Below are 18,311 nucleotides of genomic sequence, written 5' to 3' on the forward strand. Positions count from 1 at the left end.
AATAGATGTTTAGCATCTATCCTCTGGCGCATCGCGACGCCGTAGAGGGAGAGGGAGGAGACCATCTTATCGAGCCCCCGCTCGACGACGGGGTTGCTCGAAGGCCACAGGCGTAGCGCGGGGGCGCTACACCCCCAGGATCGTCGAGCCCTTCCCGTCTCAACAACCCCTACCCTTCCTGCCACCGCTCCACATCGATATCCACCAACAACAGGTGCCGGCTGTCATCGATGAACAATCCGGAGGTCATGCAATACTGGTTGGTGGTGGCGTCGCGGTAGCGGCTGGACAGGATCACTCGGCTGTCCTCCCCCGACTCGGCCAGGATGCGGTAGAAATACGGCCGCCAGGACCAGTTATGGTCGAGGTAGCGCGGGTCCTGCTGCCAGCGCTTGCCAGTCCATTCGTAGTTCGGTGAGATCTGCGTGCCATAGGCGTCACACAGGAAGAAGCGCAGCAGCCAGGGGTACTCCGTCGGCGCCGGCAGCGCATTCGGCTTGGCGCCCTTCTCCAGCCAATGGCGCAACTGCTCGAACAGCTTGGCCAGTGAGGTCCGCAGCTCCAGCAGTCGCGTGCGCTCGGCCAGTTTGCCCTGCACATAGTGATCGCGCAGTTGCGAAAACACCGGCTGTACCGCCTCTGCCGGCAGAAAGTTCTCCTGCGCCGCACCAAAAAGGAACCCCTGCACATAGCGCGCGCCACAATCCAGTGCAAAGTGCAGGTGCTCTTCGGTCTCGATGCCCTCGGCCATGATCCAGCAGCCACTCTTCTCGGCCATCAGTGCCAGCGACTTGACGAACTCCGAGCTGCCGCGGTTACCCCGGGTGGCCTGGTGCAGCAACTGGATATCCAACTTGAGAAAATCCGGCGCCAGGGCAATGACCTGGTCGAGCATTGAGTACCCCGCACCAAAGTCGTCCACCGCCACGCGAATCCCCGCTTCACGATAGCGCGCCACCACCTCCTGCAACTGCTGCAGATCTCCGCGCAGGTCGGTCAGCTCGAATACCACCTGCTCGGCGTCCAGGCCGATCTCCTCCAGCAGCACCAGGCTCGGCAGCGGTTCGTGCGGGTCCACCTGGCTGAGCCACAGCGGCGAGATATTCAGCGTGATGAAGCCCTGGGGCGTATCCCGGAAACGCTCCAGGGCCATGCGTCGGACCGTACGATCGAGTTCCAGCAAGGCCACCTGATCCACCTGCGGGTCGGCGAACAGCGGTCCGGCACTGACCACCTCGCCGTCTTCATGGCGCAGACGCGCCAGGGCTTCGTAACCGGCGATGCGGCCGGTCGCGGTATCGATCAGTGGCTGGTAATACGGCAGCGGTTGTCCTTCGAACACGGCAAAGTCTCCAGGTCAGGTAACTGCCTCAGATTATGCAAGATTGCCGCCAGAAAGATACCGAGGGCGGCTCCGCATGGCACCTTGTCGCTCTTTGCCTGCGGCCCGGAAATTTTGACAGCCAAGCTACCATCCGGCAGAGTACGCGCCCTTCTTCTATCGTTCTGTGCAAGCGTCATTTTCAAACAGGAAGTAACCATGAACGCAGTGGTCGTTGCAGTTGCAGTAATGCTGATCCTCAGTCTGTGCCGCGTGCACGTAGTCGTAGCGCTGATCCTCGGTGCGGTGGCCGGTGGTTTGCTCGGCGGGCTGAGCCTGGCTGATACCCTGCAGGCTTTCCAGGATGGACTCGGCAAAGGCGCCACGGTAGCACTGAGCTATGCCCTGCTCGGCGCCTTCGCCGTGGCCATCGCCAAGTCCGGTACCGCACATGCCCTGGCCGACCGCGCCCTGCGCATGATCGAGGGCCAACGCGGAGGCAACACCGGCAAACTGCGCCTGATGCTGTTGCTGATGCTGCTGGCAGCAGCCATGGCCTCACAGAACATCCTGCCGATCCACATTGCCTTCATTCCGCTGCTGATCCCACCCCTGCTGCTGGTCATGGGCAAACTGCACCTGGACCGCCGGCTGGTTGCCTGCATCCTGACCTTCGGCCTGATTACCCCCTACATGTTCCTGCCGGTGGGTTTCGGGGCCATCTTCCTCAACAATATCCTGCTGGCCAATGTCAGCGATGGCGGCCTGGATACCACCGGGATCAATGTCATGCACGCCATGGCGCTGCCCGCGCTGGGCATGCTGTTCGGTCTGCTGGTCGCCTTCTTCAGCTATCGCAAGCGCCGCGACTACGCGGTCGCTGGGGTGGGCGGCGGCGAAGCCCCGGAAAAGGTGGCCTATACACCGAAGACCTTGCTGGTAGCGCTGGTGGCAGTGGTGACCGCCTTCGGCATCCAGCTGTGGCTGGACTCGATGATCATGGGCGCGCTGGCCGGGTTCGTGGTGTTCTCCCTGTCCGGCGTGGTGCGCTGGCGTGAAACCGACGACCTGTTCACCGAAGGCATGAAGATGATGGCCATGATCGGCTTCATCATGATTGCCGCCAACGGCTTCGCATCCGTGATGCAGGCCACCGGCCATATCGAGACCATGGTCATCAGCTCGGCGGAATACATCGGCGACAACAAGGCGCTGGCGGCACTGCTGATGCTGGTGGTCGGCCTGCTGATCACCCTGGGTATCGGCTCCTCGTTCTCCACCGTACCCATCATCGCCGCCATCTACGTGCCGCTGGCCATGCACCTGGGCTTCAGCCCATTGGCCATCGTCTCGCTGGTCGGCACCGCCGCCGCCCTCGGCGACGCCGGCTCGCCCGCCTCCGACTCGACCCTGGGGCCGACCGCCGGGCTGAACGTCGACGGCCAGCACAACCACATCTGGGATACCGTGGTGCCGACCTTCCTGCACTACAACCTGCCGCTGATCGCCTTTGGTTGGGCCGCGGCGATGGTGCTCTGACGGCGCACCAGCGCTGTCTCCAGGGTTGTCGAGCGCCCCATGCGCTCGACGCCCCCAGGGGGCCGAGACCAACCCGACCTAACGCCGCGCCACCGGCAACCTCACCTGCACCGCCAACCCGCCCAGCTCGCTGTCCTGCAACTCCAGCTCCCCCCCGTAGACCTCGACCAGATCACCAACGATAGCCAACCCCAATCCGTGGCCAGTCACGCTTTCATCCAGCCGGGTGCCGCGGCGCAGTACCTTCTCCCGATCCTCGCGGGTTATCCCCGGCCCATCATCCTCCACCCGCAGCCATAGCGCCTCGGCGCTGAGCTGCCAATCCAGGCGCACCCGGGCGGTGGCCCATTTGCAGGCGTTATCCAGCAGGTTACCCAGCAGCTCGAGCATATCTTCACGCTCGAAGGGCCAGTCCTGCGCCTGCGGCTGGGGATGCTCGATGCGTACCCGCTGGCCGTGAATCTGACGCAGGGAGTCGAGCAGCCAGGGCAGGTCCTGCTGCGCATTGAAGCGCTTGCCGGACTGGCTTTCCGGCGCCAGGCGCGAGCGCTGCAGGGCGCGTTCCAGCTGGGAGCGAATCTCCTGCAGCTGGGCGGCAATGGCCGCCTTGCCGGCCTGGTCGAACTCGGCCCGGGCCAACAGGCTCTCGCTGACCGCCAGTGGTGTTTTCAGGGCATGCCCCAGATCGCCGACACCCTTGCGCGAGCGCTGGATGATCTGTTCGACCTGGGCACCCAGGCGGTTGATCTCCAGCACCAGCGGCAGCAGCTCCTGGGGCACATCGTCGCTGAGCACCAGGCGCTGCCCGGCATGCCACTCTGCCAGTTCATCCCGCGCCCGGTACAACGGACGCAGGGCACGGCGCAACAGACCCTGCTGGAGCAACAGACTGACCAGCACCGCCACCCCGCCCAGCCCCCAGAGCCACAGGCGTGCCCGCTCGAATGCCTGCAGCAGCGGCTGGTAATCCATCGCTACGCTGATGCGCACCGGCTCGCCGAGCTTGTCGAAGGTGCCGGAACGCACCAGCAACTGCTGCCCGACCGGACCCGGCACCAGGGTGTTGTGCAGGTCCTCGGCGTCCAATGGCAGACGCTGGTCCCACAGTGAACGCGAGCGCCAGCGTTCGCTGGTCTGCACCACGAAATAGCGACCCGAGAAAGGCCGTTGGTAATCCGGGCTGACCCGCCGCAGGTCCAGGTACAGCCCCGTCGGCGCCGGCGTCAATGCCGCCAGCAGCGCATCGGTTTCCCGCTGCAGGTCGGTACTCAGGTAATCACGCAACGCCCGGTCGAACAGCCAGATACCGCCCTGACCAACCAGTACCACGGTCGCCAGCAGCACCACCAGCAGACCACCGCCGAGCTGGCGGGCAATGGAATTCACGATGGCCGGCCCACCAGCACGTAGCCCTGGCCACGGCGGGTCTCGATTGCCTGCTTGCCCAGCTTGCGGCGCAGATGGTTGATCTGCACCTCGATCACATTGGAGTCCCGCTCGGCCTCGTAATCGTACAGATGCTCGGCCAGTCGCGCCTTGGACACCAGTTTGCCGGCATGCAGCATGAAGCAGCGCAGCAGGCGGAACTCGCTGGCTGACAGCTGCACCGCCTCCAGCCCCGGACCGGACACCTGCTGACTGGCTTCGTCGAGGATCAGCCCTGCTGCGTGCAACTGGTTCTGTGGCTCGCGACCGTGGCTGCGGCGCAGCAGGCCCTGGATGCGCAGCAGCAGTTCCTCCGGATGGAACGGCTTGCTCAGGTAGTCGTCGGCCCCGGCGCGCAGCCCCTCGACCCGCTCGGCCCAACTGCCACGCGCGGTAAGAATCAGCACCGGCATGCCCAGCCCCTGCGCACGCCAGCTCTGCAACACCTCCAGCCCGCCGCGCCCGGGCAGGCCCAGATCGAGAATGCACAGGTCATAGGATTCCTGTTCGCCCAGCAGTTGCACATCCCGGCCATCGGTACGCCAGTCCACCACATAACCGGCCTGGCGCAGGTCGGCGCACAGGGTATCGGCCAGGTCGATATTGTCTTCGGCAAGCAACAGCCGCATCAGTCATCCTCGTCCACATCGAGTAACGCACCGGTCACTGCGTCATACTCCAGATCCAGTACCCGTCGGTCGTGGGTGACTATTTCCAGCTCGTATACATAGCGGCCATCATCATATTCCAGTTCGGCCTCGAGAAAACGCCCGGGATAACGCCGCAGCGCATCCTTGATGAAAAACTGCAGCGGCCGGATCACCCCGCGCTCAGTCAACGCCAGGGCCTCGTCCTGATCGACATCATCGGCCACCACCGGCAGGCCCCAGCCCAACAGCAGGCCAAAGCACAGCCAGCCGCACAAGGCGGCTGGCTTCAGGGCCGAGCGCAGGTCAGTCATCCTGCTCGGTTTTGAGGACTTCACCGGTAGCGGCATCGAGGGCGATATCCCAGTCGGTACCATCAGCGGCGCGGATATCCAGCTTGTAGATGTAACGTCCATATTCGTGCTCCAGGTCACGATCGGTGATCTGACCGGACTTGACCGACAGGGCCTTTTCTTCCAGGCTCTGCAGCGACTGGATCTTGCCCTCTTCGACCAGTCGGGCCGCTTCGGCGGAACTGACATCATCGTCAGCGAAGACCGCCGCCGAACCCATACTCAGAAGCGCAGCGCAGGACAGTGCAATAAGTTTTTTCATATCATGAAGCTCCGTTGTTTGAACACAATTGAATGGTAGACCGGGAAACTGAATTCAACCTTAAAACAAGCTGAATCGAAACTTAACCAGCCTCGACTGGCTTTCCGTTGGTCTCCTGATTCACCTTTTGGAACACCATGACCGCAATTCATATTCACGAGCCGGCCCTCACTGTTCGCGCCGGCACCAGAGCACTGCAGCATATCCGCGACGCCGGCCTGCAACCAGCCGACGTTCACCTGGTTCCCGGTGCGGCAGGTGGCCCCAAGGCGTTGGGCATCCAGGGCCTGGACATGGCCCTGTTCGGCGACTGGCTGCCCCGGGCGCCGCAACCGCGCAGCCTGATCGGCGCCTCCATCGGCAGTTGGCGATTCGCCAGTGTCTGCCTGCCGGACCCGGTCGCCGGCCTGCAGCGTCTGGGTGAACTCTATACCCAGCAACGCTTTCCCAAGGGCATCAGCGTGGCGGAGATCAGTCGGCGCTGCGCGCAGATGCTCGATCAACTGCTGCAGGACCAGGACCGGCATATCCTCGACAACCCGCTGTATCACCTCAACATCATGGTGGTGAAAAGCCTGCGCCTGCTGCAGCATGACCAGCCGTCGCGCCTCGGGCTGGGCCTGGGTGGGGTGATCGGCAGCAACCTGCTCGGCCGGCGCCACCTCAAGCGCTGGTTCGAGCGGGTCATCCTGCATGATGAACGCCTGCGCCCACCGTTGGCCGAACTGCAGGACTTCGTCACCAGCTATGTCGGCCTGAGTACCGACAACCTGCGCCCGGCGCTGCTGGCATCCGGCTCAATCCCTATGGTGATGCAGGCGGTAACCGATATTCCCGGCGCCAGCCAGGGCGTCTACCGCGACGGCGGCCTGCTCGACTACCACCTTGACCTACCCTGGCAGGCGCCCGGGGTGGTGCTGTACCCACATTTCATCGACCGGGTGGTGCCAGGCTGGTTCGACAAGGCACTGCCCTGGCGCAAGGCCAATGCCGCACAGATTGCCGACGTACTGCTGCTGGCCCCCTCCCCGGCCTACCTCGCCCGCCTGCCCCACGGCAAACTACCGGACCGGCGCGACTACCGCCGCTTTGTCGGCGACGACCCGGCCCGGGAAAACTACTGGCGCCGGGCGATGGCCGAGAGCCAACGCCTGGGTGACGAGTTTCTGGAATTGGTCGAGAGTGGACGATTGCAGGAGCAGGTGCAGGCGATGTGACAGCCCCCGCTGTCCCTCCCCACACCGTCATCTTTCCCAAAACCCCGGATCCTTCGCGAAACTCCGTCATTCTTCGCAAGACTCCATTCTTCGCAAGACTCCGTCATCCTTCGCGAAGGCGAAGGATCCAGGGTGCCGGTTACCTCGGAGTGGCCAGTGGATCCTTCGCCTTCGCGAAGGATGACGAGGGGGGAGAGCGAAGAATGACGAGAGAGAGCGAAGAATGACGAGAGAGAGCGAAGAATGACGAGAGAGAGCGAAGGATGACGAGGGAGAGCAAGAGATGGCGTTGAGAATAGTGCGAACGGACCTACCGTAGGAGCGGCGCCTCGCCGCGATGGCATGCGCAGCATGCTGCTGTCCCGGATCACTCAGTGATCAAGCACCCGACGGGCGCTGTTGAAGCTGCGTTGCCAATAACTCGCCTGCAGGTCATCTATCCGCACCCTGCCCCCCGTGCTGGGAGCATGCAGGAAGCGTCCATCCCCGACATAGATACCCGCGTGATCGACCTGCTTGCCACGGGTGGCGAACAATAGCAGATCGCCGGGGCGCAGGGCCTTGTCCGGTGCCTTGTCCGGCAGCTGGGACAGCCCGGCAGTGGTGCGCGGCAGGCTCAAGCCGGCGGTTTCCCGAAACACATAGTTGATCAGGCCGCTGCAGTCGAAGCCCATCTCCGGGCTATTGCCGCCCCAGCGATAGGGCGTACCAACCAGGGTGAAGGCATGGAACAGCAGGTCATCGTTATAGGAGGAGGTGGCAGCGGCAGGCGGTGCCGGTAGCGGAGCCTGGGCTGGCGGCGATTGCGGCGCACTGGCACACCCGGCCAGTACAGCCAGGGACAATACCAGAAGCAGGTGAATAGCACGCATGCCACAGCCTCAACGAAAAGACCTGCTAACCTTGCCCGGACAAGGGGTTGAGGTCAAGTCTTGAGGTGACAGTTAAGACTTCGCGTGTAACCTAATGATTCACCGTAAAGGCCAACATTGCCGACAACTGGCTCAACGGACGCCCACTGTCAGCAGACAGTTGGTTGAATGCCTCCTGCACCAGCGCCAGGTCGCGCTGGCTGGTCGCCACGGGCCGGTCCAGCAAACCCATACCCTTGAGCGCCGCCAGCACATCCCCGGTGGTGACGAAGGTATCCTTGCCAACCATGCGCAGAAAGCGCGGTACAGACAAGCCACCGAGCTGGTTGCCGCGCTTGGCCATCAGTCGCCACAGACCGACGATGTCCTGCGTCGGCCAGTCGGCGATCAGATTGCCCATGCTGCCGTACTCGCGACTCAGGTCCAGCACCATCTGGGCATTGCGCGGCACGCTGCGCAGCTTGGCCAGGTGGCGGATCAACCGCGTATCCTGCATCAGGCGCTCGATATGCTCGGCGCTCATCAGCACCACCTTGTGCGGATCGAAACCGAAGAACACCTCCTCGAATGCCGGCCAGCGAGCATCCACCACGCTGTGCTTGAGGCCGGCACGGAACACCCGCAGGGCGATGGTCGACAGATAGCGATCATCGCTCAGCGCGCGCAACTCCTCGACCGGGCGCGGCTGCGGCAGCCGCGCCTCCAGTGCCTGGCGTGAGCCGAAACGGTTGAGGCAGTACTCTTCAAGCCAGGGGTAGTCGCGCATGGTCGCCTTCCAGGTTGTCGAAGCGGTTCAGAGATTCATGACATTGACGAAACGGGGCGTGGCGCTGTCGTCCACCGTCAGGCTGGCAAAATCGAACAGCGCGGTATCCGCCAGTTGCGAGGGCTGCACGTTACGCAGCGCACGGAAGATGTTCTCCACCCGCCCCGGTGCGTCCCGCTCCCAGCCCTGCAGCATCTGCTTGACCACCTGACGCTGCAGGTTCTCCTGCGAGCCGCACAGGTTGCAGGGGATGATCGGGAACTCGCGCAGCCGGGCATACACCTCGATATCGCTCTCGCTGCAATAGGCCAGCGGGCGGATGACCACATTGCGGCCATCGTCGGAGCGCAGCTTCGGCGGCATGGCCTTGAGGTTGCCGCCATGGAACATGTTCAGGAAGAAGGTCTCGACGATATCGTCACGGTGGTGCCCCAGCGCCATCTTGGTCGCACCGATCTCGTCGGCGAAGGTGTACAGGTTACCCCGGCGCAGGCGCGAGCACAGCGAGCAGGTGGTCTTGCCCTCCGGCACCTTCTCCTTGACGATGGAATAGGTATCGCGTTCGAGGATATGGTAGGGGATGCCCAGCTGTTCCAGATAGGCCGGCAACACTTCCTCGGGGAATCCAGGCTGCTTCTGGTCCATGTTCACCGCGACGATCTCGAAGCGGATCGGCGCCACCTTCTGCAGGTGCAGCAGCATGTCCAGCAAGGTATAGCTGTCCTTGCCACCCGACAGGCACACCATGACCTTGTCGCCATCCTCGATCATGTTGTAATCGGTGACCGCTTCGGCGGTCAGGCGGCGCAGGCGCTTTTGCAGTTTGTTCTGGCTGACACTCAGGCTGGACATGATGGAATCCGGGATGCTCAAAACGCCGCATTCTACCGTAATGCTGTTCATTTAAGGAGCTTTGCCCATGCCAGAGTTGAGCTGCAGCGATGTGGGATTACTCTCCACCCCGTCACCTCTTCATCCCCTCACCCCGTCATCCCGTGACCCCGTCATCCTTCGCGCAGGCGAAGGATCCAGAGTGCGGGCTGGGTCCGGAGTGGCCGGTGGATCCTTCGCCTACGCGAAGGATGACGAGGAAAGAGCGAAGGATGGCGGGAGGACGGTCCAGTTACGGATCAGTCCCCCGCGCAAACAGCTACCGAAGATAGATAGGCCCGATACCCATTCCCCAGAAGATCACGGCGGTGGCCATCATGCCCACCAGGACCACCAGGCCCACGGCCAGGATGGAGCTGGAGAACAGAAAGCCCTCTTCCTTGGGAATGCCCATGAAGATCGGAATGCCCTGGTAGAGCAGGTACACCGTGTAGCAGATCGCCGCCGTGCCCACCGTCATGGCCAACCACAGGTTCGGATAGAGCGCCGACAGGCCGGCGATGAACAAGGGCGTGGCGGTATAGGCGGCGAAGATCACGCATTCGCTCAGGGTCGGGCTGGAATCGTAGGTGCGCGACATCCAGTGGATGAATGCCCCCATCACGGCAACCCCGGCGAGCATCGCCAGCCAGGTCAGGAAGGTCATCTGCAGGGCGCTGGCCTGGGTCAGCTTGACCGGTTCCAGCGTGCCTATGGTCCAGCCAACCTGGGTGGTGCCGATATAGGCGGAAACGGCGGGAATCGCCGCCAGCACCAGCACGTGCGCCAGGTACATCGGCCCGATACTGGCCTCCCGGGCCTTGATGGTTCGCCAGGCGCGGTCGGGATTGATGAAAAGCCCCACTACATTCTGGATCATGGTCTACCCTCCTGATTTGTTATTGTCCTGCGCCGGTCGAGCTGTCGCAGGCAGAAGGTGCGACATACTGTCGCAGCGATCTTGTCCTTGACTATAGTTAAATCCGCATTAAATAAAACCTACCTGCTTAGAACCATTGGCAACTTTGGTTCGCGCCATGATCGCCATTCAGAATTAAAGACACGCACCCTCGGCTCAAGCCGACGCGAAAACGTCACTGCCCAGCAAACAAACTGCAACACCACCGTCACCACCCCTCCGTATAAAAGAGCCACCCAAGCCAACACACTATAAAGGACGGATGCATGAGCAAGTGGTTTGCAGTCAGCACCCTGGCGCTGTCGGTAGCTCTGGCTGGTTGCCTGAGCAATAGCAGTAGCAGTCGTAGCAACAATGGCAACCAGCCCGAACCCACCCCCACCCCGCAGAATATTTCCCTGAGCAAGCTGGGTAGTTATTCCAGCGGACAGTACGGTGTCAGCGCAGCAGAGATCCCTGCCTTCGACCCGGTCAACAAACGCATCTTCATCGTCAATGCCCAGTCCGGCAAGGTCGATGTGCTGGACGCAGCAGACCCGCAGAACCTGGCACGGGCTGGCGAGTTGGCCACCGGTGTCTTGAACGCCACCATCAACAGCATCTCCTATCATGACGGGCTGCTGGCGGTAGCCGTTGAGTCATCGCCCAAGACCGCGAATGGCTTTGTCGAGCTATACGACGCCACCACCCTGGAACTGCTCGACAGCACAGGTGTCGGCGCCCTTCCGGACATGCTCACCTTTACTCCCGATGGCAAATACGTGCTGGTAGCCAACGAAGGGGAACCGAATGACGACTACTCCGTCGATCCGGAAGGTTCCGTCAGTGTCGTTGAAGTAGTGAAGGCAGCAGACGGCACATCCAGCTTCGGTGCCAACCGTACCGCCGGCTTCGAGGCCTTCAACGCTGACAAGGACGACCTGATCGCAAAGGGCGTGCGCATCTACGGGCCAGCTGACAACACCCAGCCTTACGGCCCGGCCAATACGACCACCGTCGCCAGGGACATGGAACCGGAATACATCACGGTCTCCGAGGACGGCACTACCGCCTGGGTAGCCCTGCAGGAAAACAACGCCTTCGCCAAGCTGGATATCGCCAGCGCCACCATCACCGAGATCCTGCCCCTGGGTTACAAGGACTACGGTGTGGAAGGCAACGCCATCGATGCCAGTGATGAAGATGGTCTTGATCCGGAAGGCGAAGCCACTACCCTGCTCAACTTCCAGCTGTGGCCCGGCGTGGTCGGCATGTACCACCCTGACGCCATCAGCAGCTACAGCGCGAATGGCAAGACCTATATCGTCTCGGCCAACGAGGGTGATGCCCGTGCCTGGGGTGAGGACGATGACGCCTATTGGGGTGGTGACCGCAGCAAGGGCTTCGTCGAAGAGTTTCGCCTCAAGCACCTGGTTCACCACAATGCGGATGGCTTCGAACGTCGTGCTGGCAATGATATGCCCCAGCAACTGCGCGACCTGGCCAAGGGTGCCATGCTCGATCCGGCGGTATTCGACTACTGTGGTGCAGGGGAAACCGCCGGCAGATCCGGTGGCTGCCGCGAAGACTTCGCCGCCGCAGACGGCACCAACGCCAGTGGCCTGGGCCGCCTGAACATCAGTTGGGTGCAGGGCTACCATACCCATGCCGATGGCAGCCCAAAATACTACACCCGGGCCGGCGTGGAAGATGCTTCGCTGACCTCCGCCGACGGCTACCTGATGTACCACACGCTGTACTCCTACGGTGCCCGCTCCTTCTCCATATGGGATGAGAATGGCGACCAGGTGTGGGATTCGGGTGACTTCTTCGAGAAGTTCCTCGCTGACCAGACCGACTTCGAATGCGGGCTTGGCGCCGAGCGCAAAATCAACTGCCTCGACTTCTTCAACTCCGGCCACGATGAAGGTAGCGCCTTCGACAGCCGCAGCGACGCCAAGGGTCCTGAGCCGGAAGGTATCGCCGTGGGCAAGATCGGCGAGCAGACCTTTGCCTTTATCGGTCTCGAGCGCATGGGTGGTGTGATGGTATTCGATATCACCGATCCGCAGCAGCCGCTGTTCCAGGACTACCTGAACGCCCGTGAAAACTGGGTTGACGAGCCGGAAGACCTGTTCGATGAAGACCGCCTGGAGGAAGCCGGTGATCTTGGACCGGAAGGCCTGGTGTTCGTCTCCGCAGAGGACTCGCCCACCGAGCAGCCGCTGCTGATCGTGGGTAACGAAGTCAGCGGTACCACCACAGTCTTCCAGATAGACCTGGCAGATCGTACCGAGTAACGCCTGGCAGCATGGATCGGAGGGGGCTGTCATTGGCAGTTCCCTCCCTTCACTCCCCTACCCGCTTCCCCACCGCTCCGGCCCTGATCTCGCCAAGGGATGGTATAAGCCCCTACACTGACAGCAATCCATCATCGCCGCTGTCAAGAGGATGCCATGGCCAGAAAACACCTGCTGGTGGTCGCCCACGCCCCATCGGACAATACCCGCAAGTTGGTCGACGCGGTACTGCAGGGCGCACACCACCCCGACATCGACAATGTCAGCACCCGCTGGGTGCCACCATTGCAGGCCACCCCGGAGGATGTGCTGCAGGCCGACGCCATCATCCTCGGCACCACGGAAAACCTCGGCTACATGAGTGGCGCGCTCAAGGACTTCTTCGATCGTTGCTATTACCCGGTGCTGGAGGAAAAACAGGGCCTGCCCTGCGCCCTGTACATCCGCGCCGGCATGGACGGCACCGGCACCCGCCGCGCCATCGAAAGCATAGTCACCGGCCTGCGCTGGAACTGGGCCCGCGATCCACTGGTGCTGCGTGGGGAGTGGCAGCCCGGGTTCGTCGACGAGGCCGAGGAGCTGGGACTGTACATGGCTGCCGGGCTGGATAGTGGCATATTCTGAACCGCCCCCTGGGGGTGTAGCGCGCCTGCGCTACGCCTGCAGGCTCCGAGCAACCGCGTCGTCGTGTCCGACAACCCAGAGGAAGTCACACCCAGGCCAACCCCACACCCCCAGCCACCAGCGCCAGCAACAGGATCGAACTGGCCCAACGTGCCAGCGGCCAACCGCCGACCACCAGCACGATACCCGCCTTGACCGCGGTATTGGTCAGCGCCGCCAATAGAATGCCGCGTACCGCCACTTCGTCGGCCAGCTCACCCCGGGCCTGCTGCGCCAGAGCGATGGCCACCGCATCGACATCGGCGATACCGGCCAGCAGCGCCAGCACGTACACCCCCTCGCTGCCGAACCACTGCTCGGCGCCGCGCGACAGCATGAATACCAGTGTCAGCAGCGCCGCCATGATCAATGCCTGCTGCAGATCCATCGGGTTACTGAGCGGTGGACTGTTGCGCACCACCTGCTCACCCCGATGCCGATGGATGATCCAGACCACCGCCAGCAAGGGTACCAATGCCAGGCCGACGATCCCTGGCAACAAGGGCAGTACCAGCGCGCGGTTGACCACCGCCACCTCCAGCAGCAGGCGCGGCGCCATGGTGCCGCACGCCAGCGCAATACCGGCACCCAGCAGCGCATTCCGGGATGCATCGGCCCGCGCCATCCGGGAAAATGACAGTGTCAGTGCCGTGCTGGAGGTCAACCCACCGAGCAACGCCGTGAGCACCAGGCCGACGCGATCGCCCAGCAGCTTCACCGCGAAATAACCGATAAAGCTGATGCCGGCGATCAACAACACCAACCAGCCGATCACCTGGGGATTCAGGCTGTCCCATGGGCCCATGGGTTCGTTTGGCAGCAGTGGCAGCACCACCAGCACGATGACCAGCAACTGCAGCGAGGCATTCAGCTCCAGGCGCGACAGGCTGCGCAGCAGGCTGTGTATCCGCTCCTTGGCGCCCAGCAGCACTGCGGTGATGACCGCTGCGGTAGCCGCCTCCAGATGCAACCCGTAGACCGCCAGCGCGCCCAGCAGGAACGCCAGCAACGCGGCCACTTCCGTCGTCGCGCCGAGATCACCGGTGGCCTTGCTGCTGTGCACGTAGCCCACGATCAGCAGCGCGGCCACGCCGATCAGGCCCGCCGCCAACAGCAGCTCCGAGGACAGCATCGCCAGGTAGGCCACCACACCGCCGGACAGCCCCAGCAGACCGAAGGTGCGGATGCCGGTCACCGTCTGGTCGTCGATTTCCTCATGCCGGGTGCCATCCAGGTTCTGCGACCGCCAGCCCCGCTCGAAGCCGATGATCAACCCCACCGCCAACGCGATCAGCAATCCCACCAATTCACTGCCGTAGCTCAATGCATTCATCCGTTCCCGATTCCTTTACCTGTCCCGCATCCGCGCCCCTATAATGTCGCATGGATCAGATACTGCATCACCTGGAACACTGCTATCAACGCGCCGAGCAACACTTCGGCAGACGCTTCGAGCGCCCCCGCGTGACCCTCGACCTGCGTGGCCAGAAAGCCGGCGTGGCCTATCTGTATCGCAACCTGTTGCGTTTCAATGCTCAGATGTACCGCGATCATCGTGATGACTTCCTGCAGCAGACGGTCCCCCACGAAGCCGCCCACCTGATCGCCCACGCCCTGTATGGCGAACGTATCCGCCCGCATGGGCCTGAATGGCAAGGCCTGATGACCGGGCTGTTCGGCCTGCCCGCCCGGCGCTGTCATGACTACCCGGTGCCACAACGGCGCGGCACCCGTTACCTGTACCGCTGCGGCTGCCCCGAGCACATTCCCTTCACGCCCCAGCGTCATGCCCTGGTACGCCGGGGCCGGCGCTATCAGTGCCGGCGTTGCGGTGACCTGCTGCACTTCACTGGCCAGCAGCAGAGCATTGGTTGAACCGAATAACTCCAGGGGTGTAGCGCCCCCGCGCTACGCCTGCGGACTCCGAGCAACCCCGTCGTCGCGCAGGCGCGCGACAACCCCAGGGGCGCTGCGCCTGCAATCTCTCAGGGGGCAACGCCCCAGCACTGCACCTGCAACCTCCTGGGGGTGTAGCGCCCCCGCGCTACGCCTGCGTTCTTCCAGCCACTGAATCGTCCAGCAGATGCTCGTCATCCCAGGCTGCGGCTAGCCGGTCATCACCTCGCCAGCCCGGCACAGATCATTGATATAGGGCTGCAACGAATAACCCAGCTGCGCCTGCAGGCCAGCCGCCCAGGCATGCATCGCCGGCCGGTCCAGTGACAGCGGCGGATCGCCCGCCGCCGGTACGAACAGGATGATATTGCCCTCGTCCACCTGCACCTGCAGGTACTGCTCACCGAACAGCTCGCCGAGCATGGCCGCCGCGTAGGGCAAACCACTGTCGCCCATCTGCCACTGATTGATCACCAGCACGCCACCAGGGCGCAGCGCCCGCTGGCAGGCGGCAAAGAAGTTCGCCTGCAACTGCAGGCGCGACAGGCCGCCTTCCATGTACAGGTCCACGAACAACAGGTCACAACTGGCGGGAGCAGCGGTGATATACCGCTCGGCGCAACCGATCCGCACTTCCAGACGCGGGTCGTCGGACAAGCCCAGCCACTCCCGAGCCACTGCCACTACACCGGTACGCAGCTCGACCGCCAGCACCTGGCTCGGCGCAAAATGCCGGACCAGGCAGTTGGCCAGGGCACCACCACCCAGGCCCAGCAGCGTCATCTGCGCAGTCGGAGCGGCCCAGTAGTTGCCCAGCAGCATGGCCCGGGTGTAGTCATACTCCAGCCAGGCAGGATCGGCATGAAAAATACAGCTCTGTTCAGTCTGCTCACCGAAATACAGAAACCGATACCCTTCCCTGTTCTCGGTGATCCGCAGCGAACCATAAGCATCGCGGCGGCGCTCCAGCAAGGTTTCCCGATCACTCATCAACCACCTTCCCAACAATGTTTTCCACCAGGACATGGATCACCTATGGCCTGCATCACTCATATCATTGTGGAGCACCGCACCACTAAAGTCTTCACAGACCGGCAATTGAGCAGCCCAGCACTCGCGTTGAGACTTCCTCTCACTTGAGCCGGACGCCCCTCAACGCGCATAATGCCCAGCCTTCGCTGTTGCCATAGGCTGTCCTCATGTTCCGCTGGTTTGAACAACGTCTCGATCCCTTCCCCGCCGAAGAACCCACCCAGCCGCCACGCCAGCTGCTGGCCTTCTGTCTGCACTACACCCGCGGCTCCTGGCCTTTCCTGATCGTCGCCGCCCTGCTGATGGCCGGGATCGCCATCACCGAGGTGTGGCTGTTCAGCTTTCTCGGCAATATCGTCGACTGGCTGTCGAACCAGGATCGCAGCACCTTCGTGCAGAACGAAGGCTGGAAGCTGACCGGCATGTTCCTGGTGGTCGTTGGCCTGCTACCGCTGTTGATCCTGGTCAACTCGCTGTTCAGCTACCAGACGCTGATGGGCAACTATCCGATGCGCATCCGCTGGCTGGTGCACCGTTACCTGCTGCGCCAGTCGATGGCCTTCTACCAGGACGAGTTCGCCGGGCGCATCGCCACCAAGATGATGCAGACCGCCCTGGCAGTGCGCGAGTGCGTGATCAAGCTGATCGACGTACTCAACTACGTCGCCGTGTATTTCCTCGGCACGCTGCTGGTAATGGGGCTGGCCGACTGGCGGTTGATCGTGCCGATGCTCGCCTGGGCCACCGGCTATCTACTGATGATGCGCCACTTCATTCCCAGGCTCGGCAAGGTCGCCGAGCAGCAGGCCGACGCCCGTTCAGTGATGACCGGCAGCGTGGTCGACAGCTACACCAACATCCAGACCGTCAAGCTGTTCTCCCACGCCCAGCGTGAAGCCGTGCATGCCCGTGAAGGCATGACCGGGTTCATGGACACGGTCTACCGGCAGATGCGCCTGGTCACCCTGGTCAACCTGTCGCTCTATGCACTCAACGGCCTGCTGCTGAGCAGCGTCACCGGGCTGGCCATCTGGCTGTGGCTGCAGGAAACCATCGGCGTTGGCGCGGTGGCAGTGGCGGTCGGCCTGGTGCTGCGCCTGTGGGGTATGTCGCAGTGGATCATGTGGGAGATCTCCGCGCTGTTCGAGAACATCGGTACCGTGCAGGACGGCATCAACTCCATCTCCCGCCCGCAGCTGGTCACCGACCGCCCCGCCGCGCCGCGCCTGGAGGTCAGCCAGGGCGATATCCGCTTCGAGCGGGTGCAGTTCCACTATGGCAAGGGCCATGGCGTGATGGATGATCTGAACCTGCATATCCGCCCCGGCGAGAAGATCGGCCTGGTCGGCCGCTCCGGTGCCGGCAAGTCGACGCTGGTGAACCTGTTGCTACGCTTCTACGACGTCGAGGGCGGACGGGTTCTGATCGATGGGCAGAATATCGCCGAGGTCAGCCAGGACTCACTGCGCGAACATATCGGCATGGTCACCCAGGACACCTCCCTGCTGCACCGTTCGGTGCGCGACAACATCAGCTATGGCCGTCCCGACGCGACCGAGGAGATGATCCGGCAAGCCGCGCGCGACGCCCATGCCGATGGTTTCATTCCCGGCCTGGGCGATGCCAGGGGCCGGCGCGGCTATGATGCCCACGTCGGTGAACGCGGCGTGAAGCTGTCCGGCGGCCAGCGCCAGCGCATCGCCATCGCCCGGGTCATGCTCAAGGACGCCCCCATCCTGATCCTCGACGAGGCCACCTCGGCGCTGGACTCGGAAGTCGAAGCAGCGATCCAGGAAAACCTCAACCAGCTGATGCAGGGCAAGACCGTGATCGCCATCGCCCACCGCCTATCGACCATCGCCGAGATGGACCGGCTGATCGTCATGGACCAGGGGCGGATTGTCGAGGACGGCAGCCACAGCGAACTGATCGCCCTTGGCGGCTTGTATGCCAAGCTGTGGGCACGACAGTCGGGTGGGTTTCTGGGCGAATAAGGCACGGGGTGTAGCCCTCTACACTACGCCAACCCTGGGGGTGTAGCGCGCCTGCGCTACGCCTGCGGCCTCGCCGCCGCTGCATGCTGTCGTCGAGCAGGCGCTCGACAACCCTGGGGGTGTAGCGCGCCTGCGCTACGCCTGCGGCCTCGCCGCCACTGCACGCTGTCGGCGAGCAAGGGCTCGATAAGATGGTCTCCTCCCTCTCCCTCTACGGCGTCGCGATGCGCCAGAGGATAGATGCTAAACATCTATT

At 63.0% G+C, this 18,311-nt stretch carries 17 protein-coding genes; 6 read left to right on the forward strand and 11 right to left on the reverse strand.

Annotation, left to right across the window (positions count from 1 at the left end; all coding sequences use genetic code 11):
• Positions 1 to 169: 169 nt before the first annotated feature.
• Complete coding sequence (locus tag H6X51_RS19380; protein WP_185269084.1) at positions 170 to 1,342, reverse strand: EAL domain-containing protein; 1,173 nt, start codon at positions 1,340 to 1,342, stop codon at positions 170 to 172.
• A gap of 198 nt (positions 1,343 to 1,540) precedes the next feature.
• On the opposite strand from H6X51_RS19380, the gene H6X51_RS19385 reads away from it, so the two are divergent.
• A complete protein-coding gene (locus H6X51_RS19385) occupies positions 1,541 to 2,860 on the forward strand; it encodes a Na+/H+ antiporter family protein (RefSeq protein WP_185269085.1) in 1,320 nt (439 codons plus the stop codon).
• A gap of 78 nt (positions 2,861 to 2,938) precedes the next feature.
• Here the strand turns inward: H6X51_RS19385 and H6X51_RS19390 are convergent, their stop codons facing one another.
• Genes H6X51_RS19390 through H6X51_RS19405 form a run of 4 tightly spaced genes read right to left on the reverse strand, consistent with a single transcriptional unit; the run spans position 2,939 to position 5,547 of the window.
• Positions 2,939 to 4,246, reverse strand: coding sequence for a sensor histidine kinase (locus tag H6X51_RS19390; RefSeq protein WP_185269086.1), 1,308 nt, complete (start codon positions 4,244 to 4,246; stop codon positions 2,939 to 2,941).
• Complete coding sequence (locus tag H6X51_RS19395; protein WP_185269087.1) at positions 4,243 to 4,914, reverse strand: response regulator transcription factor; 672 nt, start codon at positions 4,912 to 4,914, stop codon at positions 4,243 to 4,245. Before H6X51_RS19395 ends, H6X51_RS19390 begins: the two co-directional genes overlap by 4 nt.
• The gene (locus H6X51_RS19400; RefSeq protein ID WP_185269088.1) at positions 4,914 to 5,246 is read right to left on the reverse strand and encodes a PepSY domain-containing protein; all 333 of its coding nucleotides are present in this window, start codon (positions 5,244 to 5,246) and stop codon (positions 4,914 to 4,916) included. Before H6X51_RS19400 ends, H6X51_RS19395 begins: the two co-directional genes overlap by 1 nt.
• Complete coding sequence (locus tag H6X51_RS19405) at positions 5,239 to 5,547, reverse strand: PepSY domain-containing protein (RefSeq protein WP_185269089.1); 309 nt, start codon at positions 5,545 to 5,547, stop codon at positions 5,239 to 5,241. Before H6X51_RS19405 ends, H6X51_RS19400 begins: the two co-directional genes overlap by 8 nt.
• A gap of 137 nt (positions 5,548 to 5,684) precedes the next feature.
• Between H6X51_RS19405 and H6X51_RS19410 the strand changes: the two genes are divergently transcribed.
• Positions 5,685 to 6,764 (forward strand): patatin-like phospholipase domain-containing protein, encoded by a 1,080-nt coding sequence (locus H6X51_RS19410; RefSeq protein WP_185269090.1) that lies wholly within the window; start codon positions 5,685 to 5,687, stop codon positions 6,762 to 6,764.
• A gap of 371 nt (positions 6,765 to 7,135) precedes the next feature.
• Here the strand turns inward: H6X51_RS19410 and H6X51_RS19415 are convergent, their stop codons facing one another.
• From H6X51_RS19415 to H6X51_RS19430, 4 genes are all read right to left on the reverse strand, one after another.
• The gene (locus H6X51_RS19415; RefSeq protein ID WP_185269091.1) at positions 7,136 to 7,636 is read right to left on the reverse strand and encodes a C40 family peptidase; all 501 of its coding nucleotides are present in this window, start codon (positions 7,634 to 7,636) and stop codon (positions 7,136 to 7,138) included.
• 91 nt (positions 7,637 to 7,727) lie between these two features.
• The gene (locus tag H6X51_RS19420; protein WP_185269092.1) at positions 7,728 to 8,402 is read right to left on the reverse strand and encodes a DNA-3-methyladenine glycosylase I; all 675 of its coding nucleotides are present in this window, start codon (positions 8,400 to 8,402) and stop codon (positions 7,728 to 7,730) included.
• A 27-nt stretch (positions 8,403 to 8,429) separates the two neighbouring features.
• Positions 8,430 to 9,254: a tRNA 2-thiocytidine(32) synthetase TtcA gene (gene ttcA, locus H6X51_RS19425; protein ID WP_185269093.1), complete on the reverse strand. Its 825-nt coding sequence runs from the start codon at positions 9,252 to 9,254 to the stop codon at positions 8,430 to 8,432.
• A gap of 298 nt (positions 9,255 to 9,552) precedes the next feature.
• Positions 9,553 to 10,152 carry a Yip1 family protein gene (locus tag H6X51_RS19430; protein ID WP_185269094.1) on the reverse strand — a complete coding sequence of 200 codons (600 nt, stop codon included), beginning with the start codon at positions 10,150 to 10,152 and terminating at the stop codon, positions 9,553 to 9,555.
• 305 nt (positions 10,153 to 10,457) lie between these two features.
• Between H6X51_RS19430 and H6X51_RS19435 the strand changes: the two genes are divergently transcribed.
• Both H6X51_RS19435 and H6X51_RS19440 read left to right on the forward strand, forming a co-directional pair.
• Entirely contained in the window at positions 10,458 to 12,470 is a 2,013-nt protein-coding gene (locus H6X51_RS19435; RefSeq protein ID WP_185269095.1) for a choice-of-anchor I family protein, read from the forward strand.
• Positions 12,471 to 12,626: 156 nt separating this feature from the next.
• Positions 12,627 to 13,094: a flavodoxin family protein gene (locus tag H6X51_RS19440; protein WP_185269096.1), complete on the forward strand. Its 468-nt coding sequence runs from the start codon at positions 12,627 to 12,629 to the stop codon at positions 13,092 to 13,094.
• An 85-nt stretch (positions 13,095 to 13,179) separates the two neighbouring features.
• On the opposite strand, the gene H6X51_RS19445 is transcribed toward H6X51_RS19440, so the two are convergent.
• Entirely contained in the window at positions 13,180 to 14,466 is a 1,287-nt protein-coding gene (locus H6X51_RS19445) for an MgtC/SapB family protein (RefSeq protein WP_185269097.1), read from the reverse strand.
• A 50-nt stretch (positions 14,467 to 14,516) separates the two neighbouring features.
• Here H6X51_RS19445 and H6X51_RS19450 point away from each other — a divergent pair, with 50 nt between their 5' ends.
• Complete coding sequence (locus H6X51_RS19450; protein ID WP_185269098.1) at positions 14,517 to 15,008, forward strand: SprT family zinc-dependent metalloprotease; 492 nt, start codon at positions 14,517 to 14,519, stop codon at positions 15,006 to 15,008.
• Positions 15,009 to 15,239: 231 nt separating this feature from the next.
• Here the strand turns inward: H6X51_RS19450 and H6X51_RS19455 are convergent, their stop codons facing one another.
• On the reverse strand, positions 15,240 to 16,019 hold the full coding sequence (locus H6X51_RS19455; RefSeq protein ID WP_185269099.1) for a spermidine synthase: 780 nt from the start codon (positions 16,017 to 16,019) through the stop codon (positions 15,240 to 15,242).
• A gap of 209 nt (positions 16,020 to 16,228) precedes the next feature.
• Here H6X51_RS19455 and H6X51_RS19460 point away from each other — a divergent pair, with 209 nt between their 5' ends.
• Complete coding sequence (locus H6X51_RS19460) at positions 16,229 to 18,055, forward strand: ABC transporter ATP-binding protein (protein WP_185269100.1); 1,827 nt, start codon at positions 16,229 to 16,231, stop codon at positions 18,053 to 18,055.
• The last annotated feature ends 256 nt before the right edge of the window (positions 18,056 to 18,311 follow it).

The sequence above is a fragment of the Halopseudomonas xiamenensis genome, assembly GCF_014219065.1.
Taxonomy (GTDB): Bacteria; Pseudomonadota; Gammaproteobacteria; order Pseudomonadales; family Pseudomonadaceae; genus Halopseudomonas; species Halopseudomonas xiamenensis.